The following is a 25,666-nucleotide window of genomic DNA, read 5'->3' on the forward strand; positions in this document are numbered from 1 at the left end:
GCGGAACCGGCTCAGGAATTGACCTGAAGGTCAGATGCGCCTGTGGCTTCGAGAGTCGGGTTCGGCGGAAGCATGCGATCAACGGAACGTCACTCATGTGTCTCGCGTGCTTTGGGAAAAGCCGCGCCGCTACCGTAATGGAGGCCGCGAATGTCTAAGAACCGCGCGCAACTCGAATACGACATCGCCGGAGACTTCATGAAGCTCGGCATGCCGCATGCGCAAGCGCTTCTGAAGGCGCGAGAATTGGTCAACAAGGTCCGCGATTGGGTGATCGCAACGTTAGATGTTCGGGGGGAGAAGGGGCATGTCTGACAAATTGCAGGCCTTTCTTGAAAGCGGAAAGTATCTTCCTGATTTTCTCCGCGACTTTCACGATCAGAAAGACGTCTTCAAGATGCTAGATGACGTCCGCGAAAGGAGCGTCAAAAAGAACGGCTGTTCCCGCATGGCCGATCTGAGCTGGGTCGACGCGCATATCTATACCATCGATATCTTCCTTTGGGTTATGGCCCGCAATGGCTACACCCTTCAAAAATCAAGGGCGAGGCAGAAGTTTCGTGACATACATGAAACCGTTGCGAGAGCAAGGGAAGAGTATCTTGCTCAGTGCAACTTGGAAGTGAGGGCTGCTAATGTCTGACGCGATGGAACTGCCGCCGTTGCCGGTACCTGCATATGAAGGGGTCGCGTTTTTCTCGATCACTCAGATGCGCGCTTACGGCGAACAGTGCGCGCGGGCGGCTGTGGCGGGTGAGAGGGAGGCGTGCGCGAAAATTGCGAAAGATAGTGGAAGCCTGCAAGCGATAGACGAAGAAAGTGGCGAAAATTACTGGCTCGATATGGACGAAACCATCGAGCATATCGCTAACGCCATCCGCGCGAGGACCACGCCATGACCCCGACGAAAGAGATGGTGGAGGCTGCGGCGCGGGCTATGGCGAACCGCTTCAACGATGAGAAAGACGTATGGGCAGACTTCGGCGAAAGGGATCGTCAGTTTTATCGAGATTCCGTTTCTGTGGTCATCACCGCTGCGCTTGCTGAGTTATGGCTCCCGATTGAGGAGTGTCCGCTCAATCAGGACATGATTATCGCATGGAGAAATGGGACCGTCTCCGTTGCCGTGAAATGCGGCGATTGGTGGTTTTTCGCAAACGGAGACCGTATTTACGGTGAGCAAGCCATCGTTGCGTTCCAGCCCCTCCCCTCGCCGCCGAAGGTGACGCCATGACCAACGAGTGCAGGCCGCCGGATGGGACGGCGGGCGGGACGTATCACTGGCTGCGAAGGAAAGAACGTTCCCCGCTCGTCGCAGAGTGGAACGATGGCGTCTGGTGGTTCTGTGGGTCGGAAATCGATAGCGAGACAGACAAGGCTTACATGATCGGAGTCAGATACATCGCCCCCTGCCAGCCGCCGGAGAACGTGGATGAGTGAGTCCATCGAACGCCACGAACAGGAAGCGATCCTGCGCGACCTGCTGGAGCACTCGTTCTGGCGCGGGGCAACAACCAACCGCCAGCGCGCGCCGAGCGGATCATGATGGAGATGCAGAGGATGAAAGTGCAGATCGTGAGGTGTGGGGATGAGTGAGGGAAGCGCACGCTGGCACGCATCAGTGTTCTACCGGACGGCTGGGGAGCCGATGGAAGTGAACCACGACTTTGAGGAGTTGGTCGAACTGCACAATCTGATCGAACATGGCCCTAACTTCTATGCGATTGACCGCATCGAGATCAGGCACGGGTCGCGTATCCCGTCGATGACGCTGGATCATCCGGACGCTGGCGTGCGCATGGGAGGCGGCGGATGAGTGAGGCGATTGCGCCGCGGCTGCTATCTCGCGAGCAGGCCGCGCACTATGTCGGCATGTCGACCGGCCTGTTTCGCGACATCGTCGAGCCGGTTGTTCGTTCGGTGCCACTTGATGCTCGTCGGCGCTTATGGGATCGCGTTGCGCTCGATCGTTGGATAGACAGCAAATCAGAGGCCGCGGCGGAAGTGCATACGGTAAACCAGAACCCGCTCGATGCCCTCAGGTGATTGCGATCAAATTGAAGCACGTCCAGCGGCACAAGGGCCGAGATTGTCGTGTGCGCCATTACTTCCGCAAGCCAGGACTGCCGCGGGTAAAGCTTCCTGACCCAGAGGATCCGGGATTCTGGGAAGCGTATCACGCAGCCCTGCATCAGGCAGACGAGATTGAGCCAGAACGCCACGCCGCGGGAACTCTTGCGGCCCTTGCCGACGACTGGATGAGGACGCCCGCCTACAAACAACTCGGCCCAGCAACGCAGCGGAACTACGCCCGCCTCCTGCTGGGCATCCAGAACGAAGACTTCGCGCTCCATCAGATTGACCTCTTCGAGTCGCAGCACATCCGACGATTCGTGGCGCGGAAGGCAGACACGCCAGCCGCGGCGAACCATCGCCTGAGACTCTTCCGCTTGATCTTCGCGTTTGCCGTTGAGGACGGTCGCCTGAAGTCGGATCCGACCGCGGGGGTGAAGCGCCTCAAGGAGAAGGGCGAAGGCGCGAAATCGTGGAGCGAAGATGAGATTGGCCGCTACGAGGCGAGATGGGAGACCGGGTCTACGCCGCGGCTCGCGCTCGCTCTACTTCTCTACACCGGCCAACGCCGATCAGACGTGGTGCGCATGATGCCGCGCGACATCGTGGACGGCATGATAAGCGTGCAGCAGGTAAAGACCGGGACGCGCCTGTTCATCCCAATCCACCCCCTACTCGCGGTCGAACTGGCCACCGTCCCTCTCTCCCGCGGCACCTACCTTGAGACAGCATTCGGAAAGCCGTTCAGCCCAGACGGATTTGCGATCCGTTTCGCCAAATGGTGCGATGAAGCTGGCCTTGAGGGGTTGAGCCCGCACGGTCTCAGAAAGGCCGCGGCCCGAAGGATGGCTGAAGCGGGATGCACAGCGCACCAGATCGCGGCTATTACTGGCCACCGGACGCTTGCCGAGGTCCAGCGATACACGCTTGCCGCGGACCAGAAGCGACTAGCCGGAGAAGCGATGGCTAAAATCGGCGCGAAAGAGAGTTTTACAGAGCGAAAAAGTTTTACAAATGGGGAGAAATGACCCTCGTTTTATATCCTAAATATGTTGCGTTTTACAGCGTAACATATTGATATTTATAGTTTTGCGCGTTCCCGCCGCGGACACCAAATTTTTACGAAATAATACAGAAAACATCCGCTTATTAAAAACATTTTGTAATTTCATCAATTTTCACAACATAGCCTTGCTGGCATGGTCGGCAACTGACAGCCAAATCTGCTAATGCCACCAGCGTGAACTTCACCTTCCGACGAGACTTCGCAACAGAACGCACGGCGGAAATTGCCCTTATGGCGGCGCTTCCCAATATCTGTGCGCAGCCACGCGACATACCGCACTCAGCCTTTGGTTCACGCTGCCTGTTTTGACGTCAAACATCAAAACAGACGCAGTCCTGGCAATAAATGGCTAAGAGGACCGAACCACCGCCAGACGGCTATCACACTGGCGGCTGCGCAAACACCACTGACAACCCACGCGTTTCGCCAGAATTCGGGACGTTCAATAGCAGGGCGCTTCACCGTACCACCACGGCTGAGGATATCTGTCCGGAGCTTGGCGGCTATGTCTTCCGTAGGGCCCGGCGGAGGCTCCCGTGTGGCGTGAAGATTGAAAGATTCACGATCCGAGGAAGTAAAATACTCCTCTTCGTCATCTGGTTCATCCGTATCGAAGGCGGCCCATACAGGCCTATCCGCTTCCAGATTCTCCCCGTGATCCGTTTGCGGCGTCGTATAATGTTCTTCGGTATGCTCCACTGAAGATTCGTCGAGAGTGCGGCTCCATGACGGAATCCACGGTACTGCCGCCGGAACTTCAACTTCCTTCTCTGCAGACGGCGGAGGCTCCGCCGCACGAGATTGAGCCTCCAACCCTTCCGCATAGGCTGATTCCACCGCCGCGCGGCCCATTCGCGCCGCTCGCAGACGTGTCACCACATCATCGAACGCCCCATGTACCGGCTGTTCGTTGATTGCGGGCGTGGGGGCTTCCGGCAGTGTCGAAGGCTCGGGCTCACCTGCAAAGCCCGACACAGCGCTATCCAAGTCAGCGAGTTCGGCGCGCTCATGCTCCCCGTGCGCCTGCTTCGACTCCCAGTCGTCTAGAGCCGCCTCGTCCAAGTGGGACATTCCGCTGGGCAAATGATCAAGAGACTCACTTGCCCACTCATCTGTCACCGCTGACGCGACGTCGTGATTAGCGGGATGGACATCAGCGCTATCATGGAGGGCGTCTTGTTCCAGCTGCGCCTTATTATCGGCGTACGCCTCATGACTCCCAACCTGGCGTTCGTCGAGCGCAGCAGAATCGACGCCCTCAACCAACACTTCGCCGTCACGAGTTTCGTGGAATTCGTTATGAACAGCCTCGGCGAGGTCGTCATAATCTGACGCCTCGGCCTGCCGCTCATCCTCCGCGCCGGAAGCACTATGAATATCGTGCGGCAAGTCCGCGGTCAGCGGTTCCGTCAACTCCTGACCATCGTCACTGGACGTGGCCGAGCCGAAGCTTCCGTCTGTTGTCGCAGCCGACGCTTCTAAGACCTGCTCGTCAGACCGAACCTCGGTGGCGAGATTTTCCTCATGATGAGTGTCGGCAGATTCCAGACTTTCGCCTAGAAATTCGTCCTTCCCATGAAGCATCGGCTCCGGCGGCTGGACTGCATCCGGCTCTGCTTGAGGCGCGTCGAGCTCAGGAACATGCGTTTCGTGATCTGCGGGTGCTTCGAACGGTGCTTCATGGTCGTCGTCGCTCGACCGTTCAGCAACCAGTTCTCCCACATCTTCAGCCGGATGCGCGACTTGATCGGCGGTCGTGGGCTCAAGACTGGAGGCCACTTCTTCAGCGACCTCCTCATCTTCAACCGGCGCGGCATCCGATCTCGTCGTTTCATCCCTTGAGCCGTCGTCCACACCGACCGTATCTTCAATCGCCTCGGCGCCAGACAACGCAGAGTCTTCGACCTCGCCGTCATGAGCGGAGGACGAAACATGGTCAGCCTGAACTTCGGTGATCAGGGCAGTTTCGCCACTCTCATCCGAGGCGTCGCCATCTGTTCCCACCGAAACGGTCGGCTCGGCGGTAATTTCGGCCGCTTCGTCTAGAAAATCCGGCTCCGCTTCCATCTGCGCATGAGTTTGCAGCGCAGCATCGCCATCGTCCTCAGCGTGATCTTCGCCTGAATCGAAATCCGCACCCGACGACTCCGTGGTGGAGGCATGATCTGTGGCGTTGTCATCTACAGAGGAGACTTCGACGCTCCCGTGGTCACTGCCAGCGTCGGATGCGACCTCACCCGCGTTTGCCTCTGGCTGAGCGGACGTAAAAACTTCGGCGGTAGAAACATCGGCCTGACCTGCGGACGGCGCGTCCTCGGCAACTTTATCTGAAGCGCCGTCGACAGGAGACGTCTTTCCCTCAGTCGCCGCACCTGCATCTCCGGCGGCCTCATTTGTCGGCTCAACGCCAGCTACGACCGCATTCTCGGCCGTCGGGCTGGCGGCATTCGCCGCGCGCGTCTCTTCTGTGTCGGTTCTTTCCCGTGGGACGGCCGGGACGACCCAATCCGTGCCGCAGCCGGAGCATTTAAGGGTCCGGTCTTTCCGCAAAAATGACGCGGGCACATTGTACTTGATGCCGCAGGACGGGCATACGATCAGCATCCGGCTTCCTCTCTGGCGCTACGGACGAACCTTCCCCGCGTCGCCGTAATTCGCATCACTACTATGACCAGAACCTGTTCCTAATTTCTAAACAACGCCGCCTTCATCGGGCTCGGGGAGGCTTCCCATCGACAGGCTTCGTTTCTCCGCGTTATGCTCTACTGTGCCGTCTTATAAAATATCAGTTAACACCATTCTGAGACGTATACCTAGATGATCCGCCTGAGCAACGTCACCTGGCGATATGGATCGCCCACGCGACGCGCTGCGGTCGGGCGAGGAACGGATACGGCCACAGCACTCTCCAACGTGACGTTTTCGGTGCCGCAGGGTGGTTTCCGTTGGCTTCTGGGGCCATCCGGAGCAGGAAAATCATCTCTGCTGCGCCTTCTCCATCTTGAAGCCCTGCCGCAATCCGGAGAGCTCGAAATTCTCGGAACCCATGTGGGCGTCGGCGTGAAACGGGCGACGCTTGCGCGGCTGCGTCAACGTGTAGGTATGGTGCATCAGGACTTCCGACTGATGCCCACACTCTCAATCAGCGACAACGTTGCCCTTCCGCTGCGTCTGGAACGGCGCGACGAAGCCGCAGTTGCAGACGAGGTCGCCGCCATTTTGCGTTGGGTCGGTCTGTCGGAGCGCAGCGACGCCTTACCTGCGGAGCTGTCGGGCGGCGAGCAGCAGCGGGCGGCCATTGCACGCGCGGTCATCGCACGCCCTGGCGTGGTCCTCGCCGACGAGCCGACCAACGCGCTGGAAGAATCCCAGTCCAGCCGCATCGTCGGCATGTTGCGCGAAGTGTCCACCCTTGGCGCCACCGTAATCGTCGCAACCCACAACGATGCTCTGGTACGGCGCTTTCCCGCCCCAGCACTGCGTCTTGAGCGTGGTCGCCTGACCAGCGATGAATCGAACGCGCCATGACGCCGCAGAAGAGATGTCTGCGACAGGCGCTATGGACGGGCGCGGGACGGGGCGACCGATGAGCGAAGCGAAGGGGCGCCGCAGAGACGGACTTGCGCTATCGCGCGCGCTGCCCGACCGAAGTCTTCTGGCGATGGTGGCGGCAATGAGTCTTCTCGCCAGCCTCACCTACGCAGGCGCCGTCGGCGCGCGCGCCGTGTCGTCCCGTTGGGCCGCAGGCGCAGCCAATCTGGTGACAGTGCAGGTGCCGGACCCCGAGAAACCGGCTACCGACACAACCGCCGGGTCGGCGACGAGTATGGGTGAGGCCACTGCGCATAAGGACGGAGTCTCCGACGCCTCATCTGCGCATGCTGCTCAGCTCCCAGCCTCTCAGCCGGAGAAACAGAGCGGCAGTATAAATGCCGCGACGCCTGACATGACCCGGGCCACCGCCATCGAAGCTGTCTTGCAGGCGTCGCCCGACACGCAGCTGGTCCATCGCCTGAACGCTAGCGAAATCGACAGGCTGCTTGCTCCATGGCTCGGCGCAGCCGGAGCGTCCGCACTGCCGCTACCAGCGGTCATAGAGGTTCATCTCTCTCGCGGTGCGACGCTATCCCCCAACGTGATCGCCTCCATCGCCAAAATCGCGCCTGGCTCACTGATCGAACGCAATGACGAGTGGCGCGTGCGCCTTCTCGACATCGCACGCAGCCTTCTGGCCTGCGCCGCGCTGGCCATCCTTCTTGTCGGTGCGATCGGGGCGGCCGTCATCGCCATGGCGACGCGTCTCGGTCTTGGTGCGCGTCGGGAAAGTATCGAAATCCTGCACGGCCTCGGAGCGGTTGACGGCTATGTGGCGAGCCGCTTCGCCCGCCGCGTGGCAGGCCTTTCTCTGGCCGGCGGCATGGCTGGAACCTTGCTCGCCCTCCCCCCCCTCGCTGGAATCGCACGCCTTATGGCGCCGCTCTCGGGCGGCGGAGCCCTAACCTTTGGAACCGGAGAAACGGGCTTCAGCATGGCCGAAATGGTGACCGTACTTGCGACGCTATGGGGGGAAACTCCACCGGCGCTTTTGTGGGGGCTCGGCGTCGTGCCCTTCGCCGCCGCTTTCATCGGCTGGATCACCGCCCAGGTGATGGTCCGCGTATGGCTTCGTCGTCTTCCCTGATCGCGCCGTCCCGGCGGCGCGGACCACTATCCCGGCTGCTGTCCGCTCTCTGCGTCGGGCTGCTCGTCTGGGTCGGCGGGTTCGTATGGTTCGCGTTCGACGCTCTGAGACCTGCCGCGCCTGCGCCGGTTTGCGACGGGATCGTGGCGCTCACCGGCGGTACGGGACGAGTGGACGCCTCGATCGACCTCCTGCGTGAAGGATTTGGCAAACGTCTGCTGATTTCCGGCGTTGATCAGCAGGTGCGCCTGAAGGACGTGGCGACGTCCCTGCAGCCGGATCTCGCCGCGCGCATCACACTCGGATGGCGCGCATCATCCACCGCCGGAAATGCATTCGAAACCGCGACATGGGTGGCGGATCACCATATCGACAGCCTTATAGTCGTCACTGCAGGTTATCATATGCGGCGCGCCGTGCTGGAACTGTCGCGAACCATGCCCGGTCTGGAGCTGCACCCCTTTCCGGTGCAATCCCCGGCGTTACGTCAGCCGTTCAGACCTTCGACCCTGCATTTGCTCTTACTGGAATATAACAAACTGCTTTTGGCCTTCGTGGCGCCGGTGCGTTTCTTCCGCCATGCTGCGGACGCGGACTCGCCATAGACCCCGCACGCGGGCGAAGTCATCCGGCGGCGGCGCTTAACTTGGGCACGGCGCTTCCCGCCGCCATAGACGACGCAACAATCGCCCATCAATGACGGCCAGACCGCAGCTGATCAGCACTGCTCCCGCCAGAGTGTTCCACTTCAGGGTTTCACCCAGCAGAAGCGCCCCCATCGCAAGAGCGCTTACCGGCACGAGAAAGGTCACCAGCACGGCCTGATTGGCGCCGTGGACCGTCAGGATTCTGAAAAAGATCAGATATGCGAGGGCAGTGCTCAGCAACGCGATTCCCAGCCACGCCGCCCATGTTTCCGCGCCAAGCCCCCTCCATGCGGAAAAGCCGTCATGCAGCAGCGCAAGCGGAAAAATTACTAGCGCTGCGCCCGCAAGTTGCCCGGTCGTCAGTTGCAGCGGCGCCACCCCGCGCAGCTTGCGCGTCAGGACAGCGCCAATGGCGTAAGAGGTCGTCGCGCCGAGACAGGCGAGTTCCCCCGGCAGCACAGACAGGGACAATCCACTGAGAAGATCTCGTCCGATCAATACGGCGACCCCGCAGAAGGCGCAGGCGATTCCGATAATTTTCCGACGGGTCAGTCTGTCGTCGCGCGACGACAGATGCATCGCGATCCCTGTGAAAATCGGCGTCGTGGCGTTCAGCGTCGCCGCCACGCCGCTGGTCACGAAACGTTCACTCCACGCGTAAAGGGAAAACGGAATCGCGCAGTTGAACGCGCCCAAGACCAGAAACCAGCCAATTTTCGAGGCGCCAAGAGGAAACTCCCGCCGGCCGACGGCAAGAACCGCCAGCAGCGCCACAGCCGCGAAGCCAACGCGCCCGAACACGAGCGTCAAGGGCGGCAGAGACGGAGCCAATACCTTGTAGAAAAAGAACGATCCGCCCCAGAGAATCGAGAGAAACCCCAGAGTGGCCCAGCTCTGTCCAGCTTGAGGACGCACTTCGCCGCCTGTAGCCGCTCGAGAAGAGACGGCGGTCGCGCGCGACGTTTCCCTGTTCATAAAACGTTTCCGCCTTCCCGTGCGAAACCGCGAAGCAGTGAGAAACGACGCCTCACCCCACGCCCGCGACGCCGGACGATCATGGATGAGCGCCAGTGGTCACGCAAGACACTCAAATCCGGCCTGTCATGCGTCCATGGCCGACGCGCACACTCCGGGGATTTCGCAGGTGTAGGTTTCCCGGACGAGGCTGAACGGCGCACCGTCGGAACGAAATAACGTCGCTACATGACGAAGAATTTCGGCAGGCGCAACGATCGGTCGCCCGGTCGGCGACGCATCGGAGAATGGCCAGGGCCAGAGCCATTCCCGTCTGGCCGTGACGCGGGTGAACGCAAGCGGCGCGACCACCCGGCCGAACGGCTCGTCGGACGTATCCAGACATTCGTTCATCGCACGAGTGAGACGGGATGCGACATACCAGTTCTCCGCACTCGACAGCACCAACCCGGCGCAGTGCAGGCGAACACGGCGGCAGCGCATCTGCTCCCCCTCTGGCGGCTTGAGAAAGAACAACGCATCATCGGGCTGTGCGCAGAATATTTCATCCGCTTTCTCGGCTACAAGCCGCGCGGGAGGCGTCACGCCGTGACCTTCGCACCATAGCTCAAGTGCGCGCGTAGCGCTGTCTTCCGCCAAAAGCGCGCGGTCGAAAGCCTCCAGCCGACGTCGGATCATGGCCCTGTCAGCCGCAGTGTCCCGCAGGGCGTCTTGTGCGAAGGCTGTCATCCGGCGCCGCTCACCCTGGCTCCAGCACCTGACGCCGGAGTTCGACCCGTCCCGGAGAGGCAAGCAATGGCGTGCCGCTCCATTGGTCCTTCACCGCTTCCATAATCACGACGCCGCCCATGGTCGGTAGCAACGTCCGGCCGACGCGCTCAACGATGACGCCAGGGCGACCGCGAGCAAGGCGCCCGAAAGGCGGTGGATACAGGCCGGTTTGTCGGCGTTCGACATGGAATAGCGCCTGCGAGAGCCTCCGCGCGATCTGCCGTTGCGAGAACGGCGTCCCCTGCCCGAACGGCGTCGCATCGTTGAGCGCCCAGACGCCGCGCCGGTTAGGAACGACCAACAGCAACTTTCCGTCGTCGCGCAGTAACTTCCAGACAGCGCGCAAGAGCGTCGACGCGGCGTCAGTGGTCTCCAGCGCATGGATGAGCAAGACGCGATCGAACGACAGGTCGTCGAAGGGAAGCTGCGCCGGATCAACCACGCAGTCGTGATCACCGCCCTTCACGGGAGCGCGGACCGTCAACGGCGTGTTGAGACGCGCGGATACGGACACTCCCACCCGATCACGCCATAGCGGCAGGAACGGCGAGGCGAAGCCGAGTCCCAGCAACCGAAGCCCGCTCAGGTCGGGCCACAGTTCGAGGAGTCGCCCTCCCAACACCTCCGCAGCGGCGCCCCCCGCCGAACCCGCATAAAACTCCGACGCCGTACGAACTTCTTGCTGCATGCGGCGTACCCTACCATGAAGGCCGAACCCTGCCGCAACGCCGGAGACACGTCCCATGCCGATCGTTACGTTTCCTGTCCCAGTCCTGAGCGACAATTACGTCTGGTTGCTACGGGACGAAGAGACTGGCCAGATCGCCGTGGTCGATCCTGGAGACGCAGCACCCGTCCGCGCTGCGATCGAAGTCCACGGCGGGCGGCTCGACCTTATCCTGCTCACGCACCATCACGCGGACCATACGGGCGGCGCGGCAGCCCTGCGCGACCGGTATGGCGCAAGAATGATCGGTCCCGCCTACGAAGAAGCGCGCCTTCCGCCTCTCGATCTCGCGGTTCAGGACGGCGACTTCGTCGCGTTCGGCTCTTGCGAAGCGCGCGTTATCGCGACACCGGGACATACCGCCGGGCACATCGCCTACTATTTCGACTCTCCGGCTTCACTTTTTTGCGGCGATACGTTGTTCAGCCTCGGTTGCGGACGTCTTTTCGAAGGCACGGCGGCCGACATGTTCGCAAGCCTCCGCCGTTTCGACGCGCTGCCCGGCGCCACGCTCGTCTACTGCGGCCATGAATACACGGAATCGAACGCGCGCTTCGCCCTGCGCGTCGATCCCGATAACACGGCGCTCATCCACCGGGCCGAGGACGTTCGCGAGCTTCGGTCGCACAACGAACCGACTGTGCCTTCCACCATGGAGAGCGAGCGCGCCTGCAATCCTTTCCTGCGGGCGCCCGACATCGACACGCTGGCGCATCTACGGCGCGAAAAAGACCACGCAAAATAGGCCTCAAGATCAGCTTTTCGAACGTCTGTTTTTCAGCGCGGGGGCTTGGCGTCGAACGCTGCAGACAGATCCGCCAGAGGAACTGCGCCGAGCATCCACACGCCCCCCCGCAAGCGCAGCGGCACGGATATCAACGCCCCGTTTTCACCGGATTCGGCCGGCGCGGCTTGTCGTCCGTCGTCGCCTGCGGCGGCGACCGTGACAGGCGGAGCACTCACGTCACTTCCCTGGAAGTCCGCCAATTCCCGATCCAGCAAACTCACGACGTGCGCAAGATCGGGCGACGCCGCTCCATCTGCCGCAGCTCTGCGCACCGCAGCAGCAAGACCGACGCCAACGAGATCAAAATCGCCCGTCCAGTCCAGCCCACGCACAAGGCGCCCCGAAAGCCGCACGTTAACCGGACCAATGGTCCCTCGCGCCAAATGCAGCAGAACCACCGGGCTGGACTCATCTCCGCCGATGGACGCAGCTACACGTAGCCCATTGACCTGCTTACCCAGACCGGGCAGCGCTACGGGCAGATTCAGCCTTTTCACCGAGATGTCCCCGGCCAGCCCTCCATTCGCATTTCCCGAGGCAAGTCTCGCGTCCAAACCACCCAGTCCGAAAACAGTAAGCTTTGACGAAACAGGGCTTCGCTCGATTTCCAACGCCAGATTCGACGCAGTGACGGCCGCGTCCATGCCGCCAGCGCCATCGGAGCTGGCGGCCCTGTGTAAAACAAGCTGAGCGCCATCAGACGTGATGCGCGCTGCGAACAACACGCCCTCTGCTTCACCGGGCGACGGCCGAGCGAACAACGCAACAGCTTGCGCGCCTTCAGGGGCGACCGAAACTCTGTGCGGGCGCAACATGTCAATGCTTATGTCGAGGCGGTCGGCGGCATAGAGCACGCTCTTTCCATCCAGAACGCCGCTTATCCTTACATCGCGCAGCGTCGCGTGGCGGATGATAAGCCCTCCCCACGCAGACGCACGGGACCAGCTGACAATCCAGCCATGGCGCGCCATATCCTGCCGTTGCGCGTCGAGCGTTGAAAGCGCAGCCCGCTCGCCGCCGGGCATCGGCGTCATCGCGACGACAGACAAGGCCAACGTGGACAGGGCCGCCAAAGGCCAGCGGATTCTCACTTCACACGCCGCCGCATCTTCAGCGGCCAATGCACCGGCCTTGTTACATTTTCTGGCCACAATTCGTGCCGGACCAGAATCCACTTACCAGATTTTATCCACAGCCCGTCCACACGCTCGTCCCCAATGCCGGTGAAAACGCCGACGCGGTCCTGATGTGACGTCTGACTATTCCGACGCAAGGGAACGCCAGCCAAAAAGCGCGGCCCCAAGCGGCTCTCGAGCGTTTTTTAAGCTCGAAGACGTCATTCGCCGTTCACATTCGATCCGGTTTTTCAATGCTCTGAACTTCAGACCTCCTCAGAAAGGCGTCGTTCGCCGCTTTTCTCCCACAGAGTTATCCACAGAACGCTCTTGATCTTTCCAGCCCGGAAGACGTGCATAGCTTACGGCAGGAGATTGCGAACGCATTGAACCTGGCGCTTCCGGGCTTCGCTGCCCTGCTCCTGCTCGCACGATCCGTAGCAGTAGTTATGCGAGGCTTCCGACGCCACTACCGTCTGCCTCCCGGTGACCTGACAACCGAGGCGTCTTTTAAGCGAAATCAGTCCCTTGCATTCGGACCAGTCACTTCCCCGACTGTTTCGCCACCGATGCGACGCTCTCCCGCGCGCCAGGCTGTCCTGATCTCGTCAAGCAGGTCTCCGCGCTTCTCCACCTCCAGTTTCTCGCCAATTACAATGGAGATGACGCCTGGGCGCTTGAAAAATCCTTTGCGTCCCCAGTAACGACCCGAGTCGGTCGCAACGGGATAAACCGGAAGCGACGCATGCCGCGCCATAGCGGCTACGCCCGGTTTCAGCGGGACAATTTCACCGGGCGCGACGCGCGTCCCTTCGGGGAAAATAATGATCTGACGCCCGTTTGCAGCAGCCTTCGCCGTTTCTTTCAACAAGCTGCGCATGGCCTTGGAGCGCGCGCCTCTCTCGACCGGGACCATGCCGGTCAGCAGCAGCATCGGTCCGACGAGCGGAATGCGCGTGAGTTCCTGTTTCATCACATAGGCAGGCTTCGGCAGCAGCAGCATCCAGACCAGCGTATCGAAGGCGGATTGATGCTGGGACGCGATCAGGAACGCGCCATCGGCCGGCAGCCTCTGCAGCCCTTCCACCCTGAAGGTCGTCCCGCACAGCACGCGCAAGCCGCCGATCAGCAATCTGCACCATAGTTTCGCATAAGGGAGCGCCAGGCGAGCGGCGAAAAGCCTGATGGGGAACGCCAGCACGCCCATGACAATCGTAAGCGCGACCAGATAGAGGCTATAAGCCGTGGAGCGAAGCAGGATCATACGGCACCTGACTGAAACCGGATTCCGACGCGGGTTCGGACGGTGTCCCGGCTTTTGTTACGGAGCGCGCCCTGCCCTTCACAGCCTTCGGCCCAAGGGAGAATCTGCTCGGGATCAAAGCCGCAGAAACGCATGAGAACCATGCGCTGGCTTTGAGAAATAGCGGATGCAGACCAGAAAATCGCGGACCTCGCAAGCTAGGGCGACCCGACGGCAGCCATGAACGTGTCTCCCCGGCGCATGGCGAGACTTGATTCTCGCAGCGCGAACCGCCAAGAACGCGATCATGTCGCTCATTTCCTCAATCAAGCTCGTACTGGCTCGCCCTCACCCGGAGAGCTATCGGTTTTTGTTGGCCTCCGGCGCGGCGACCGCGCTCGGTCGCTATCTTGGGCGACGGCTGAACTGCCCCGTCCTCCGTGGCGCAGGGACCGCGAGCGGCCTCTTCTTCGCGTTCTGCCTCTATTTCTTCCGTGACCCCCAGCGCACGCCGCCGCCGCGTGAAGGGCTGGCCGTGGCGCCGGCCGACGGCCGGGTCGTCTCGGTCGAAAAGGTGGCGCCGCCCGTGGAACTGGCTATGGGCGACACGCCGGTCTGGCGCATCGCGACGTTCCTGTCCGTCCTCGACGTGCACGTGAACCGCTCGCCCGTCGCCGGTTCGGTCGCGCGCGTCGCCTACCACCCTGGCAAGTTCCTGAACGCCAGCCTGGACAAGGCGTCCACCGAAAACGAACGCAACGCCATCAGCATCGTGCTTCCCGACGGTCGTATGGTCGCCGTGGTGCAGATCGCGGGCCTCATCGCGCGCCGCATCGTCTGCTCGGTGAAGCCGGGCGATGCGCTGGAAGCGGGCGAGCGCTTTGGCCTGATCCGCTTTGGCTCGCGGACGGACCTCTATCTTCCCCCCGGCGTCACCCCGCTGGTCTCAGCCGGTCAGACGATGATCGGGGGCGAGACGGTCATGGCGCAGCTCGACGGATGATCCTGTCCCATGGCCTGCCGACCGCAGCCGGCGCATCGGGCCATGATCTTCGTCACCTCGGAAGACGGCCTTGCATGACCCGGGTCGGGCAAGCGCACCGGGCTCGCACTGCGAGAGCATCGTCATGTCCGAACTGACGCAACAAGCCCGGCTTCGACGCCGACGCCGTCTTCGGCGGGTCCGGGCCCGACGCGCGCGGGTTCGGGGGCTTTCATTCAATCGCCTGATACCCAACCTGCTGACCATGCTCGGCCTCTGCGGCGGTCTGATGGGCATGCGCTTCGCCCTGGATGGACGGTTTCATGACGCAGCGATCGCGCTTCTGATCTCCGCCGTCATTGATGGGCTGGACGGACGAATCGCGCGCCTGCTGCGCGGCGCGACGCGCTTCGGCGCTGAATTCGACAGTCTTTCCGACTTCCTCTGCTTCGGCGTCGCGCCGTCTTTCGTGCTTTATCTCTGGGCGCTGAAGGATGCAGGGCGATACGCCTTCCTGCCGTGCATCATGTTCACTGTCTGCATGGCGCTACGCCTCGCCCGCTTCAACGCCAGCCTCGATGGAGAGGACGACAAGCCGAAATACGCCAGCAACTTCTTCACCGGCGTTCCCGCTCCGGCGGGTGCAGGATTGGCGCTGTTTCCGCTTTTCCTCGGGCTTGAGGCGAACAAGCTGGGGTATGACGACGTCTACGATCTCACGCGATTGCCGTTCCTGCCCATCGTGACGTTGATCAGCACCGCGTTCTTGCTGGTCTCCACCCTGCCGGTATGGTCGTTCAAGAACTTCAAGATTCCTGCAAAATTCGTACTGCCGGTCATGCTAAGCGCCTGCGCCTATGCCGTCGTCCTTGTGGCCGATCCATGGGGAGCGCTCGCCGCAGCCGGAGTCATTTACGTCGCGCTGCTGCCGCTTAGTCGTTTGAGCTTTCAACGCTTGCGCAAGGCAGCGGAAGAACTGCAGGAAGACCCCGAGGCTGAGGAAGAAGCGCGCCTCGCCGCACGCTGACTTCCGACTACGGGACATCTCCACGCTTCCGAGGTCCGAACGTCTGGAAGCCCTAGCTTCGCTTCCATTTCTCGGCACGACCGACCGTCCTCATGCTGGCGTCTGTGCGCGATCAGGTCGTCGTGTCTCTGGTGGAGCCACTACGCGCTCGCGCCGTCACTGCGATCACCGCCCCAAGAATTTCCGAAGGCGTGGGCGGACAACCGGGCACGAACAGATCGACCGGCGCGTGGTTCTCCAGACCGCCCAACGTGGCGTAGTTCTGCGGGAAAAGCCCTCCGTCGCGCGCGCAGGCCCCGACTGCGATCAAGCCTTTCGGGCGTGGCATCGCCTCCCATGCCGCCCGTATCACGGGCGCCATCATGCGCGAGCAGCCGCCCGTCACCAGCAGCATATCCGCAAGACGCGGCGAAGCGGAGAACTCGACCCCCGCCTCGGCGAGACCGTATCCTCCTGTCTTCAATGCCTCGACTTCAAGACCACAAGCCTCGCATCCGCCACTGTCGACATGAAACAGGACCAGCGGGGATCGGGAAGCGACCGGGGGAAGGGCCGGACCGGCGGGCGCGAGCAGCGCTGTGAAAAGCGCCCGTATCATTGATGAAGACATAGGTTGCCTCCGTCCCGGCTTATCAACATCCGTCAAAGACTTCATTGATCCACCGCCGCCGCCGAGACGGCGAAAGACGCCGTCACGACATCCACATCCAAAGCCCGTGCGCCAACAAGCGCCGCCTCCTGCGCCGTCAGGATGGAGGGAGAAGGGTCGGCGATAAAGACCTGTTCCACACGCCCCTTGCCCAACCCTACGACATACCAGACAGCGCCATGAGCCGCCTCCACAGCGCCGAACCCCCAACACGGGTCAACCGGCGTGGGGAAGGCGGCGCACAGAGCGTCTGCCTCCTCAGCCAGCAATGTCGCGCCCAGTGAATCGAGAAGCTCCAGACTCTCCAGAATTTCGTCCATTCGAAGGTCGGCGCGCGCACGGGCGTCGCCGCCGGTACGGGCGCAAGGACGCAACTGCACGGCGCCATAAGCAGCCTGCCCCAGCCTGAGATCGCCGCCGCGCCCACAAGCCCGTCCGACGACGCCGCCCAGTCCCAATGCGTCCATTTCCGCACGTCGTGTCATCCCCAGGCCGGCAAGGCGCGCGAGCAGTCCCGGCGTCGTCCGCCACACGCCACGCAACGCAGCGACCTCACTGCGGCCGAACGCCGCCAGCTCCTGACACACCCACGCCAGAACCTGCGCTTCCGAGCGCGCGTCCCCTCCGGACGCTACGCCGCCGATGGCGACCCCACCCGGGCATATGCAATCCATCAACGTGCGCTTGCCCAGCGCCTTGCCACAGAGCCTCATGAGTGTTTCCCGTGCGGCGAACAGGCGCGCGCTCACAAGCGCAGCGTCCGCCGCCTGCGCCAGTCGCGCGAGCGCGGTCAGATGCGCGAAAACACGCTCGATCTCGCATAACGCCGCCCGCGCGACCTCGGCGGCAAGAGGCGCGGAAACGCCCGCCGCACGCTCCGCCGCCATGCAAAACGCCCATTGATGGGCCGCCGCCATGCTTACCGAAATACGCCCCGCCAGATCGGCCGCCGCCAGAGTAGTGCCGCCGCACATCCGCGAAGCGACGCCGCGATGGGTGTAGCCGACGCGACTTTCGACAGAAGCCACAGCTGGTCCGGCCGGGCCGGGCGCGACGCCAAGCCGCAAATGCGCGGGCGCAGCGAACCCGCCGTTCGCGGGGCCGCGTGTGGCGAGAGTCCCTGATCGAACCACCGCATCCGGGAGTTGTCCGAATTCCGGAATCTCGGGCGCGTATGTCGCAGCCCCCGGTCGGGCGGACAGAGGGGCGCTCGCGGTCCATGCGGCATGATCGACAAGCGGGCGCGTATCGCGCGCGTCCATCGCCTCGACGCCCCATAGATCATTGATTCGTCGCTCGAACGACGCGGCGGCCGGGCGCGGCCCCGACAGACCGGGATAACGTGCCCCATCCAGCTTCAGGACGGCCATCAGTGGCCGGTCTCCGCCCTGACGCGGATCGGCGAACAGCGCCTGCACTGCGTCTCCGTCGCACCACAATCCGATGAAGGACAAGGGATCGGCAGACAAACTCTCCTGCAAGCCCCGCCATTCCATCTCGTCCAGTTCGAAGCGCCACGACGCGCCGGCCGCACGCCCGGATCGTATCAGCGCAGCGCTGTCACGGAGCCCCTCCGCGTCTTCTTTCGGTGGCGCGCCGAAGGGGATGAGACCGCCATTCATCTCTCCACCCCGTCTGCAAAGCCGCTGACGCCCGACCGAACCACGGCCTGATCGGCGCCCGCTCCACGTCTTCGCGCCATAGCCGGAAACAGCGCCACGACGAGCAGGGCCGCCAGCAAGATCGAATGGGCCTGAAGCGCCTGCGTAAGGAGAAGCGCCGCGCCGAACGCGGGAAGCACAAGCAGGACTCCCGCCTGCCGTTGCAAGAACGCCGAGACCGCGTCGCCACGACCTGGAACGCCGTTCTCCAACAGCCAGGGCGCCGCCAACGTCGGTCCCATAAGGGCCAGCAACGCGGCGCTCGGGCAACCTACAGACGCCGCGATCGCCGCAAGCCCGAGACATCCCGACACGGCGATCATCGGTCGCTCGGCTGCCGATCCGCTCGCCAGTCGCGCCGCCGATACAACGACGGAAAGAAATCCCGTGACGATCAGAGCGAATGATAGTGGCGCGAACAATGACACGGGTTCCGAGCCCACCCGGACCGTAGCCAGCAGGATCGCCGCCGAGCAGAACCTGAACACGCTCAGGACACGCGCCGATGACAGCGTTTCTCGACCCTCGTTACGAAGAGATTGCTCCACCACGAACGGGGCGACGGGGAACAGGCCGCCCAGTATAACGAAACCGACGCCCAACAGGACAGCGCCGGAAGCCGCTACCGGATGCGCCGCCCCTGCGATCGCGGTCAGCGCACCTACGGCGTTCCGGCGAAGAGCGTCCCATCCGGAGAGCGCCGCTCCCCTTCTGCCGTCGTGGAAGACGGTCAACAGCGCCGAACCTGCAAGCAGCGTGGCCAATGCTACCGGCGTCAAAGCCAGAGAAAGCGCGAGGGCCGCGAATCCCGCGCCCCAAAACGAAAGCGCAGGCCCCAGCTTCTCCCGGCCTGACCGGGAGACGGGCTCGCCACGCTCGTCTCCCGGCGCGACCGCCCCTTCGTGAAGCGCGCCTGCCTGAAAAGCGGCGGCTTGAGAAGACAGAGCCCGGGGCGCTACGGCTAGCAGCTCCACGACCAGCCCGACTGAGACCAGCACGCGCCCCCATATCGCGACCGGTCCGGCGTCCGCCCACGACATTGACGGACGACCATGCCCGGTCGCGGCGAATATCCCGGCCATTACGGACAAAAGCAGACCGACTGCAGCGGCGGGAACTGCAACCGACACGCTACGCCCCTGCCCGGTCGCGCCGAGCGCAATCCCGGCCAGAAAAGGCCAGGCGAGAGCGCCCAAAACCAACAGATCGACCATTTCGGTCATGACGTGGCCTCGGGGTCGTCCCCGACACGACGCAGCGACAGGCGCTCGACAAAACGCAACCCGGCGCCCGACAACGCCAGCATGACCGCGCTCACCGCCCAGATCGACGGGACCTCTCCACGACAGACGGCCAGCAAGAGCGCGCCATCGCACGCCGCAAGCACGCCGGCGAACTGCCGTAACGGTCCCGCGCCAAGCGCCGCCACCGTCACGCCGACCAGCGTAACGGGAAGCGCCACCCCGGCGCCGCCTCGGATAACGCTGGCGCTCGTCGCCCCGATTGCGGTGGCGGCCGGGTCAGAAAAGCTCAACCCTGCTCCAACGACCAGTAGCAGCGCCAATCCGAACGTCGCAACCGAACGGCCTGTCACGACAGACGAAACGGAGGCGTAGCCACGCAGACGCCACGCCGGAACGCCACCCGCAAGCAGCGCCGCAGCGGCGGCGAACCACAGCGCAAAGACGTCCGGGGAGCGGAAATCGAACGAAGCGTCGATAACCAGCAACGCCGTCGCCACGGCCAGAACCGGCGCGGCGGCGAAACCGACCAGTACGAGAGCCAGAGAGGCCAGTTCAAGGAGGGCGAGCACGATGCTCATCGAGAGACGCCTCCTGCAGCCTCGGGGGCGGCCCACGTTTCTGAAGACGGTTCTGACGGCGTAGCCGCCAGTTGCAGGGCCAGCACCGCGAGCACGAGCGCCAGACCGCCACGCAGTCGCGCAGTCGCCACCGGCCCGAAAGCGATCGCGCGGGCCGACGCCAGCACACAGGCGACGGCCGCCGCCCGCGCCAGCCAGAACGCCGCCGTCAGACCACAATCGCCAAACCAGACGAACTGCGCTGAAACGCTCGCCCCCGAGACTGGCGGCGCGGCAAGCGCGCGTGGCCACGCGAGATCGCCCGCAAGCGTGATCCACGTGAGGTCGAGCACATCGCCCGCAAGCATCAGCATCGCACGTTCGCGGCCCTGAGCTTCAAGAGGCTCTGACGCTCCCCACGTCGGCCCTATGGCGAGCAACGCGACCCCGGCGAGCAGGAACGCTCCCCGTGGAGCAGTCTCATCCTCACGCAGTCCCGCCAGAACCACATCCAGATCCGTCGTAACGCCAGTGGCGAAAAGAAGCGCCACGATCAGCAGCAACGCAGGCGCCGCCGTCGCTCCAGCCGCGAGGCGCAGCATGGCGCCTCCTGAAATCTCCGCCGGGTCGTTCAAGGCGGGCAGTCGGACAAGAAACCGTGCGGCCGCCAGAAGACCGCCGATCATCAGGATATCGGCAGAACCGGCGGGCGTCAGATGAACCGAGAAGGCCGGAGCCAGACAAGCCGCTGTTATCGCCGCCCCGCAAGCCAACGGAGCCGCCGCGACAAGAAGTGGGTTCGAGGGAATGAGGTCTGAAAAATCAACCGAGGGCGTGCGCCACGCCGACACAATCCGCCGCCAGCGCAGAAGCGACGACGGAGCCCCCCCGCCGGTCAGACGCCCGGCGAAATGATCGCGCACTCCGGCGATCAGCGGCGCGGCGAGAACCACCGCAGCCAGTTGCGCCGCCAGCACGATCAGGGAGAGAAACAGATGCATCGCCGTCACCCCCAGAGCGCCCCTATGATCAGGCCCAATCCCGCCAGCGCGAGAGCGATGACGAGACCCTGATCCTCGACGCGCGATACACGAACGGACAATGCGCGGACGCCTGTGATCAGCAGCCGCGCCTGCCGCCGGAGGCCTCTGCGCCAAGTCGCGCCGCAGCCCGGCCAGAGCAGCGCGCGGGCCAGATCGCCCTGCATGGAGAGGGAAGGCCATATACGCGGCTCGCCAAAAGGCAACCAGGAAGCGCGGGTCTTCATGCCGCCGGCCCACGGCGCCGATTGCGACGATCCCCGTTCAGCCAGAAAGGCGGCGCCGAAGCGTGATCCGGACGCATCTTCCATCGAGCTTTGTCTGGCAGGCCGGACCTGGGCGATGCGCGCCAGGCTGGCCGCGAAGACCACGCAGACGAACAGCGCCAGCGGCGTAAACCGCGAAAGGCCGTCCGGCGCGATCAGGCTCAGCAACTGCGTCTGATCGGTGAACCCGGCGCCGCCTGAAAATGCGCGCAGAACCGGCCGGGCCGCGAAGAAAAGAACGCCCGGCGCGAGCGCCGCCGCCATGGTGAGGCCCAGGCCACAAAGAACAGGCGCAGCCTCGGGCCACGCAACGTCCTGCGTCGCCGCCATGCGTGGCGTCCGCGCGCCGCCCAACAGGGTCTGTGTCGCAACGCGGACGGAGGCGAGTCCAGCCAACCCGACGAGCGCCCCGAAACAGGCCAGCGTCAGCAGGAATGGCGTCTTTGCGGCGAGGGAATCGCCAGCGGGGGATTCGAGAACGATTTCAGTCTCCAGCCAAAGGAGGGAGAACGCCCCGGAAGGCGGCAGGAAGGAGACAAGAAACAGCGCGCCCGCGAACAGACTGGCGAGGCGAGGCGCGAAAAGCGGCAGACCGCCGAGCCGATCCAGGTGATCGGACCCGGCGCGTGCGCTGACAGTATCCCCCAACGTCAACAACACGGCGGCGGCAGGCCACACGGTCACGAGCCCGAGCACGAAAGCCTTCTCCGCCGTGTTGGCGGACAGCGCCATGTCCGCCGCTCTCGCCTGAGCGGCCAATGCGGCGGCAACGAGCATGAAAGCGAAAACAATCGCCGCCAGAGAGGAAAGAGCCTCGCTCAACGTTCGGCAGGTCAGCGCACGCACGGCCCTCCATGCGCCGACCGCAAGCGCACCGGCCATCAGAAGCGCAGTCGGGCCTGCGGCGAGTGGCTCAGCGTGCTGCAATACGCTGCGTGACGCCACAAGGAGGGCAAGACTCATGACGAGCAGATGCGACCGGCCGACCCGCTTCGTCCCGCCCCCGGACACGCATAGCAAGAGGGCGCCGCAAATCAGCCAGTCCGACCGCCACAGGCAGGCGGCGCCCAGCAGCAGCGCGCGCGCGGCGACCTCGCCACCGCCGCGGGACGGCCTGGCGGCGACCAGAACCGCACCCGACACGACGAAAGCGAGCAAAACGGGATCAGCGCAAAACGTGGCCAGGCACGCCAGAGCGTAACCCCAATCAGTACGGTCTCGCGCTCCGGCCGAAGTTGCGGCGACATGAGACGCTCCGGCCAGAGCCAAGGGAGCGAGCGCCAGAGGAAAGAGGAACAACGCGCCAATTGCGTCAGGCCGCGCAAAAGCGGCGCCCAAAGGAAACGGCCAGACCGCAACGGCGGGAAACGCCGCACAACAGACGCCACATAATGGCGCTGCGACCCACAGGGCGACGGAGAGCGATGCGAACCGGGCGTGCACCGCACGATTATCGGCGAGGATGCAGGCTGCGACCGCAAACGCGAAGGGAAGAAAGGTGAGTATTGGCGGTGGTCCGGTCGGAAAGCGCGTGACGTGTTCGGCGTGATCCTAGAGCATCGTCGAGCCGGACGGAATCTGTCGGGACGAGAAACTGATCGGCCGACCAAAGAAGCTGGACAGCCTGACCTGCGCCTCAAGCAAGCGACGATACGCCCGCTTTCTTAAAAGCGCCTTTCGATGTCCGTTACGCTCACTTCATATTGCAGATTCAGCGTGCTGAGGCGCGGTCCACCTTCTCTAAAATAACGTCAGCGTATTCCGATCCGGGCCTCAACGTCGCCCCACCCTGCGGAGGGTCGTCAAAATCGCCAGAGCATCCCGACACCGCGCATCCGAGGCTACGGCATGGAAAAGTCGTTCTGGAAACGCTCACAAAATGCCTATGCGCGTGCGGATGAGGCGTCTCAGCCCTTTCGCAGCGCCCACGGAGCGGCAGGTTTACCCGGAGCGCCACGCTTGCCGAGCCATGGCTTCAGGTCCTCGAAGCCTCGCGGCCGTGCGGCGCCCGCCCAGAGCAGTCCCGTTTCAGCGGAGAAGGTCGCCGCCTGCTTCAGTCCGCCATCTGCATATTTCTGCAACGCGACGCCGAGGCCACGCGCCATGACCGGCATCTGGTCGAGCGGAAAAATCAAAAAGCGACGGTTGGTTCCCAACACCGCGACATGATCTCCCTCGACTGCAGAGCAGACAGCGGCGCTTTCGTCGCCCTTGAGATTCAGCACCTGTCGCCCGCTGCGCTTTTCGGCTGCGAGATCAGCGTCCGCAACCAGCATGCCGCGTCCGGCGCTGGAGGCCACAAGCCACTTTTCGTGCACGCCCAGCTGGAAAACGGCGAGAATGTCCTCGTCGTTTGAGAGGTCCATCATCAAACGAACCGGCTGCCCGTCGCCCCGGCCGCGCGGCAGGTCGGCGGCGTTGACCGTATAGGCCCGTCCGTCCGTCGCGAAGAAGCATATCCGGTCCGTGCTCTGACACGGCAGGGCCAGACGCAGCGAATCGCCTTCCTTGAACTTCTGCGCCGCGGCGTCGATTCCGTGTCCCTTGACCGCTCGGACCCACCCTTTTTCAGAAAGGATCAGGGTCAGCGGTTCACGCTCGATCATGGTGGCCGCAGAGATGTCGATTTTCTCGGGCGCCGCAGCCAGCGTGCTGCGCCGGGCGCCGAGCGCGCCCGAGCCGAAAGCCTTGCCGATCGCCCTGACCTCGTTGGAGATGTTCGCCCACCGCAGCGTGACGTCTCCGAGCAGCGCCTTCAGAGAATCTCGTTCAGCGCTCAAGGAGGTGTGTTCCTTGCGAATCTCGATCTCTTCGAGCTTGCGCAGGCTGCGCAGGCGCATGTTCAGGATCGCTTCCGCCTGAACCTCTGTCAGGCTGAACGCCGCCATGAGGCCGGCGCGGGCGTCGTCTTCCTCACGGATGATGCGGATCACCTCGTCGAGGTTCGCGTAGACAGCGAGGAAACCTTCGAGGATCTCGATTCGACGCTCAACGGCGGCGAGACGATGGCGACTGCGACGCTCCAGAACCTCATGCCGGTGATCGAGCCATGCGCGCAGGACCTGCCGCAGGCCAAGCACGCCGGGGGCGCGGTCAGGGCCGAGCACGTTCATGTTCAACGGGAAACGGCTTTCCAGCGCGGTGGCGCGGAACATCGTCTCCATCAGGACCTCGGGCTCCACAGCACGGGTCTTGGGCTCGAGGACCAGGCGGATGTCCTCAGCGCTTTCGTCGCGCACGTCGCCAAGTAGCGGCAGCTTCTTCTGCTCGATCAGATCCGCGATCTGTTCGATCAGGCGCGATTTCTGCACCTGATACGGGATTTCAGTGACGACGATCTGCCAGGTGCCGAAGCGCCCCTGCTCGACCGCCCAGCGCGCGCGGATGCGGAAGCCGCCACGGCCGGTTTCATAGGCTTGCAGGATCGCCGCAGGTTCTTCGACGATCAGGCCGCCCGTCGGGAAATCCGGGCCGGGCATGTGCTGCAGCAGCTCGGCGGTCGTCGCGTCCGGCTTGCGGATCAGCAGCGCGGCGGCGGCGCAGAGCTCTCCTGCATTGTGCGGCGGGATGCTGGTGGCCATGCCGACGGCGATGCCCGCCGCGCCGTTGGCGAGCAGATTAGGAAAGGCAGCCGGAAGCACGACGGGCTCGCTTTCCTCGCCGTCATAGGTCGGGCGGAAATCGACGGCGTCGTCGGCGATGCCTTCCAGCAGCGCCTGCGCCACCTTCGTCAGGCGCGCTTCCGTGTATCGCATTGCCGCGGCGTTATCGCCGTCGACCGAACCGAAATTCCCCTGCCCTTCGACGAGCGGGAAACGCACGGCGAAATCCTGCGCGAGACGCACCAGCGCCTCGTAGACCGAGGCGTCGCCGTGCGGGTGGTATTTACCGATCACGTCGCCGACGACGCGTGCACACTTTTTAAACCCGGATGTGGGATCGAGGCGAAGCTGATGCATCGCGTACACGAGACGTCGATGCACCGGCTTAAGCCCGTCGCGCACGTCGGGAAGCGACCGGGACATGATGGTGGACATGGCGTAGGCCAGGTACCGCTCGCTCAGCGCGTCGGCGAGCTTCGTATCCTCAATATGGCCTTCGAACGTGTCACTCATACCGGTCCTCCATGGGCGCCACACATAACGGAGAGCCACG

27 protein-coding genes are annotated in these 25,666 nt (G+C 63.4%); 14 read left to right on the plus strand and 13 right to left on the minus strand.

Annotation, left to right across the window (positions count from 1 at the left end; all coding sequences use genetic code 11):
• Positions 1–150 precede the first annotated feature (150 nt).
• The 8 genes from J2D73_RS17395 to J2D73_RS17430 all read left to right on the plus strand — a co-directional run bounded on the left by J2D73_RS17395 (position 151) and on the right by J2D73_RS17430 (position 3,101).
• Positions 151–315: a hypothetical protein gene (locus J2D73_RS17395; protein ID WP_207883408.1), complete on the plus strand. Its 165-nt coding sequence runs from the start codon at positions 151–153 to the stop codon at positions 313–315.
• Positions 308–643, plus strand: coding sequence for a hypothetical protein (locus tag J2D73_RS17400; protein ID WP_207883410.1), 336 nt, complete (start codon positions 308–310; stop codon positions 641–643). Before J2D73_RS17395 ends, J2D73_RS17400 begins: the two co-directional genes overlap by 8 nt.
• On the plus strand, positions 636–899 hold the full coding sequence (locus J2D73_RS17405) for a hypothetical protein (protein WP_207883412.1): 264 nt from the start codon (positions 636–638) through the stop codon (positions 897–899). Before J2D73_RS17400 ends, J2D73_RS17405 begins: the two co-directional genes overlap by 8 nt.
• Positions 896–1,234 (plus strand): hypothetical protein, encoded by a 339-nt coding sequence (locus J2D73_RS17410; RefSeq protein ID WP_207883414.1) that lies wholly within the window; start codon positions 896–898, stop codon positions 1,232–1,234. The genes J2D73_RS17405 and J2D73_RS17410 overlap by 4 nt, the downstream gene beginning before the upstream one ends.
• Positions 1,231–1,440, plus strand: a complete 210-nt coding sequence (locus tag J2D73_RS17415; RefSeq protein WP_207883416.1) for a hypothetical protein — start codon at positions 1,231–1,233, stop codon at positions 1,438–1,440. The genes J2D73_RS17410 and J2D73_RS17415 overlap by 4 nt, the downstream gene beginning before the upstream one ends.
• Before the next feature lie 148 nt (positions 1,441–1,588).
• Positions 1,589–1,816 carry a hypothetical protein gene (locus J2D73_RS17420; RefSeq protein ID WP_207883418.1) on the plus strand — a complete coding sequence of 76 codons (228 nt, stop codon included), beginning with the start codon at positions 1,589–1,591 and terminating at the stop codon, positions 1,814–1,816.
• Positions 1,813–2,046 (plus strand): transcriptional regulator, encoded by a 234-nt coding sequence (locus tag J2D73_RS17425; protein WP_207883420.1) that lies wholly within the window; start codon positions 1,813–1,815, stop codon positions 2,044–2,046. The genes J2D73_RS17420 and J2D73_RS17425 overlap by 4 nt, the downstream gene beginning before the upstream one ends.
• A 50-nt stretch (positions 2,047–2,096) precedes the next feature.
• Positions 2,097–3,101, plus strand: coding sequence for a site-specific integrase (locus J2D73_RS17430; protein WP_341535122.1), 1,005 nt, complete (start codon positions 2,097–2,099; stop codon positions 3,099–3,101).
• Between the two features lie 356 nt (positions 3,102–3,457).
• Here J2D73_RS17430 and J2D73_RS17435 read toward each other — a convergent pair whose 3' ends face one another.
• A complete protein-coding gene (locus J2D73_RS17435; RefSeq protein WP_207883424.1) occupies positions 3,458–5,743 on the minus strand; it encodes a zinc-ribbon domain-containing protein in 2,286 nt (761 codons plus the stop codon).
• A gap of 213 nt (positions 5,744–5,956) precedes the next feature.
• Here J2D73_RS17435 and J2D73_RS17440 point away from each other — a divergent pair, with 213 nt between their 5' ends.
• Genes J2D73_RS17440 through J2D73_RS17450 form a run of 3 tightly spaced genes read left to right on the plus strand, consistent with a single transcriptional unit; the run spans position 5,957 to position 8,425 of the window.
• Positions 5,957–6,667, plus strand: a complete 711-nt coding sequence (locus J2D73_RS17440) for a cell division ATP-binding protein FtsE (RefSeq protein ID WP_207883426.1) — start codon at positions 5,957–5,959, stop codon at positions 6,665–6,667.
• A 58-nt stretch (positions 6,668–6,725) separates the two neighbouring features.
• Complete coding sequence (locus J2D73_RS17445) at positions 6,726–7,820, plus strand: cell division protein FtsX (RefSeq protein ID WP_207883428.1); 1,095 nt, start codon at positions 6,726–6,728, stop codon at positions 7,818–7,820.
• Complete coding sequence (locus J2D73_RS17450) at positions 7,799–8,425, plus strand: YdcF family protein (protein ID WP_207883430.1); 627 nt, start codon at positions 7,799–7,801, stop codon at positions 8,423–8,425. The genes J2D73_RS17445 and J2D73_RS17450 overlap by 22 nt, the downstream gene beginning before the upstream one ends.
• Before the next feature lie 36 nt (positions 8,426–8,461).
• On the opposite strand, the gene J2D73_RS17455 is transcribed toward J2D73_RS17450, so the two are convergent.
• The 3 genes from J2D73_RS17455 to J2D73_RS17465 all read right to left on the minus strand — a co-directional run bounded on the left by J2D73_RS17455 (position 8,462) and on the right by J2D73_RS17465 (position 10,958).
• Complete coding sequence (locus tag J2D73_RS17455) at positions 8,462–9,442, minus strand: DMT family transporter (RefSeq protein ID WP_207883432.1); 981 nt, start codon at positions 9,440–9,442, stop codon at positions 8,462–8,464.
• Between the two features lie 126 nt (positions 9,443–9,568).
• Entirely contained in the window at positions 9,569–10,171 is a 603-nt protein-coding gene (locus J2D73_RS17460; RefSeq protein WP_207883434.1) for a hypothetical protein, read from the minus strand.
• A gap of 10 nt (positions 10,172–10,181) precedes the next feature.
• The gene (locus J2D73_RS17465) at positions 10,182–10,958 is read right to left on the minus strand and encodes a methyltransferase domain-containing protein (protein ID WP_207883436.1); all 777 of its coding nucleotides are present in this window, start codon (positions 10,956–10,958) and stop codon (positions 10,182–10,184) included.
• Here J2D73_RS17465 and gloB point away from each other — a divergent pair.
• Positions 10,957–11,685, plus strand: a complete 729-nt coding sequence (gloB, locus tag J2D73_RS17470) for a hydroxyacylglutathione hydrolase (RefSeq protein WP_207883438.1) — start codon at positions 10,957–10,959, stop codon at positions 11,683–11,685. The two genes, J2D73_RS17465 and gloB, sit on opposite strands and share 2 nt — an antisense overlap.
• 32 nt (positions 11,686–11,717) lie before the next feature.
• Here gloB and J2D73_RS17475 read toward each other — a convergent pair whose 3' ends face one another.
• Both J2D73_RS17475 and J2D73_RS17480 read right to left on the minus strand, forming a co-directional pair.
• A complete protein-coding gene (locus J2D73_RS17475) occupies positions 11,718–12,848 on the minus strand; it encodes a hypothetical protein (RefSeq protein WP_207883439.1) in 1,131 nt (376 codons plus the stop codon).
• A gap of 514 nt (positions 12,849–13,362) precedes the next feature.
• Positions 13,363–14,106 (minus strand): lysophospholipid acyltransferase family protein, encoded by a 744-nt coding sequence (locus J2D73_RS17480; RefSeq protein ID WP_207883441.1) that lies wholly within the window; start codon positions 14,104–14,106, stop codon positions 13,363–13,365.
• 283 nt (positions 14,107–14,389) lie between these two features.
• Here J2D73_RS17480 and J2D73_RS17485 point away from each other — a divergent pair, with 283 nt between their 5' ends.
• Together J2D73_RS17485 and J2D73_RS17490 are read left to right on the plus strand one after the other, a co-directional pair.
• The gene (locus J2D73_RS17485) at positions 14,390–15,088 is read left to right on the plus strand and encodes a phosphatidylserine decarboxylase (RefSeq protein WP_341535124.1); all 699 of its coding nucleotides are present in this window, start codon (positions 14,390–14,392) and stop codon (positions 15,086–15,088) included.
• A gap of 124 nt (positions 15,089–15,212) precedes the next feature.
• The gene (locus tag J2D73_RS17490) at positions 15,213–16,094 is read left to right on the plus strand and encodes a CDP-alcohol phosphatidyltransferase family protein (protein ID WP_086643046.1); all 882 of its coding nucleotides are present in this window, start codon (positions 15,213–15,215) and stop codon (positions 16,092–16,094) included.
• Between the two features lie 112 nt (positions 16,095–16,206).
• Here the strand turns inward: J2D73_RS17490 and J2D73_RS17495 are convergent, their stop codons facing one another.
• The 7 genes from J2D73_RS17495 to parC all read right to left on the minus strand — a co-directional run bounded on the left by J2D73_RS17495 (position 16,207) and on the right by parC (position 25,626).
• Positions 16,207–16,704: an NADH-quinone oxidoreductase subunit B family protein gene (locus J2D73_RS17495; protein ID WP_207883443.1), complete on the minus strand. Its 498-nt coding sequence runs from the start codon at positions 16,702–16,704 to the stop codon at positions 16,207–16,209.
• Positions 16,705–16,745: 41 nt separating this feature from the next.
• A complete protein-coding gene (locus J2D73_RS17500; protein ID WP_207883445.1) occupies positions 16,746–18,365 on the minus strand; it encodes an NADH-quinone oxidoreductase subunit D-related protein in 1,620 nt (539 codons plus the stop codon).
• A complete protein-coding gene (locus tag J2D73_RS17505; protein WP_207883447.1) occupies positions 18,362–19,627 on the minus strand; it encodes a hypothetical protein in 1,266 nt (421 codons plus the stop codon). The genes J2D73_RS17500 and J2D73_RS17505 overlap by 4 nt, the downstream gene beginning before the upstream one ends.
• Positions 19,624–20,226, minus strand: coding sequence for a hypothetical protein (locus tag J2D73_RS17510; protein ID WP_207883450.1), 603 nt, complete (start codon positions 20,224–20,226; stop codon positions 19,624–19,626). The genes J2D73_RS17505 and J2D73_RS17510 overlap by 4 nt, the downstream gene beginning before the upstream one ends.
• Positions 20,223–21,215 (minus strand): hypothetical protein, encoded by a 993-nt coding sequence (locus J2D73_RS17515; RefSeq protein ID WP_207883452.1) that lies wholly within the window; start codon positions 21,213–21,215, stop codon positions 20,223–20,225. Before J2D73_RS17515 ends, J2D73_RS17510 begins: the two co-directional genes overlap by 4 nt.
• Positions 21,212–22,954, minus strand: a complete 1,743-nt coding sequence (locus tag J2D73_RS17520) for a hypothetical protein (RefSeq protein ID WP_207883453.1) — start codon at positions 22,952–22,954, stop codon at positions 21,212–21,214. The genes J2D73_RS17515 and J2D73_RS17520 overlap by 4 nt, the downstream gene beginning before the upstream one ends.
• A 464-nt stretch (positions 22,955–23,418) precedes the next feature.
• Entirely contained in the window at positions 23,419–25,626 is a 2,208-nt protein-coding gene (parC, locus tag J2D73_RS17525) for a DNA topoisomerase IV subunit A (RefSeq protein ID WP_207883455.1), read from the minus strand.
• Positions 25,627–25,666 lie beyond the last annotated feature (40 nt).

Source organism: Acetobacter sacchari (assembly GCF_017377715.1).
Taxonomy (GTDB): Bacteria; Pseudomonadota; Alphaproteobacteria; order Acetobacterales; family Acetobacteraceae; genus Acetobacter; species Acetobacter sacchari.

Excerpts from the sequence above, each read along its gene's own strand:
- J2D73_RS17395 (WP_207883408.1), top strand. The coding sequence starts at position 151 with ATGTCTAAGAACCGCGCGCAACTCGAATACGACATCGCCGGAGACTTC.
- J2D73_RS17400 (WP_207883410.1), top strand. The coding sequence starts at position 308 with ATGTCTGACAAATTGCAGGCCTTTCTTGAAAGCGGAAAGTATCTTCCT.
- J2D73_RS17405 (WP_207883412.1), top strand. The coding sequence starts at position 636 with ATGTCTGACGCGATGGAACTGCCGCCGTTGCCGGTACCTGCATATGAA.
- J2D73_RS17410 (WP_207883414.1), top strand. The coding sequence starts at position 896 with ATGACCCCGACGAAAGAGATGGTGGAGGCTGCGGCGCGGGCTATGGCG.
- J2D73_RS17415 (WP_207883416.1), top strand. The coding sequence starts at position 1,231 with ATGACCAACGAGTGCAGGCCGCCGGATGGGACGGCGGGCGGGACGTAT.
- J2D73_RS17420 (WP_207883418.1), top strand. The coding sequence starts at position 1,589 with ATGAGTGAGGGAAGCGCACGCTGGCACGCATCAGTGTTCTACCGGACG.
- J2D73_RS17425 (WP_207883420.1), top strand. The coding sequence starts at position 1,813 with ATGAGTGAGGCGATTGCGCCGCGGCTGCTATCTCGCGAGCAGGCCGCG.
- J2D73_RS17435 (WP_207883424.1), bottom strand. The coding sequence starts at position 5,743 with ATGCTGATCGTATGCCCGTCCTGCGGCATCAAGTACAATGTGCCCGCG.
- J2D73_RS17440 (WP_207883426.1), top strand. The coding sequence starts at position 5,957 with ATGATCCGCCTGAGCAACGTCACCTGGCGATATGGATCGCCCACGCGA.
- J2D73_RS17445 (WP_207883428.1), top strand. The coding sequence starts at position 6,726 with ATGAGCGAAGCGAAGGGGCGCCGCAGAGACGGACTTGCGCTATCGCGC.
- J2D73_RS17450 (WP_207883430.1), top strand. The coding sequence starts at position 7,799 with ATGGCTTCGTCGTCTTCCCTGATCGCGCCGTCCCGGCGGCGCGGACCA.
- J2D73_RS17455 (WP_207883432.1), bottom strand. The coding sequence starts at position 9,442 with ATGAACAGGGAAACGTCGCGCGCGACCGCCGTCTCTTCTCGAGCGGCT.
- J2D73_RS17460 (WP_207883434.1), bottom strand. The coding sequence starts at position 10,171 with ATGACAGCCTTCGCACAAGACGCCCTGCGGGACACTGCGGCTGACAGG.
- gloB (WP_207883438.1), top strand. The coding sequence starts at position 10,957 with ATGCCGATCGTTACGTTTCCTGTCCCAGTCCTGAGCGACAATTACGTC.
- J2D73_RS17465 (WP_207883436.1), bottom strand. The coding sequence starts at position 10,958 with ATGGGACGTGTCTCCGGCGTTGCGGCAGGGTTCGGCCTTCATGGTAGG.
- J2D73_RS17480 (WP_207883441.1), bottom strand. The coding sequence starts at position 14,106 with ATGATCCTGCTTCGCTCCACGGCTTATAGCCTCTATCTGGTCGCGCTT.
- J2D73_RS17490 (WP_086643046.1), top strand. The coding sequence starts at position 15,213 with ATGTCCGAACTGACGCAACAAGCCCGGCTTCGACGCCGACGCCGTCTT.
- J2D73_RS17495 (WP_207883443.1), bottom strand. The coding sequence starts at position 16,704 with ATGTCTTCATCAATGATACGGGCGCTTTTCACAGCGCTGCTCGCGCCC.
- J2D73_RS17500 (WP_207883445.1), bottom strand. The coding sequence starts at position 18,365 with ATGAATGGCGGTCTCATCCCCTTCGGCGCGCCACCGAAAGAAGACGCG.
- J2D73_RS17505 (WP_207883447.1), bottom strand. The coding sequence starts at position 19,627 with ATGACCGAAATGGTCGATCTGTTGGTTTTGGGCGCTCTCGCCTGGCCT.
- J2D73_RS17510 (WP_207883450.1), bottom strand. The coding sequence starts at position 20,226 with ATGAGCATCGTGCTCGCCCTCCTTGAACTGGCCTCTCTGGCTCTCGTA.
- parC (WP_207883455.1), bottom strand. The coding sequence starts at position 25,626 with ATGAGTGACACGTTCGAAGGCCATATTGAGGATACGAAGCTCGCCGAC.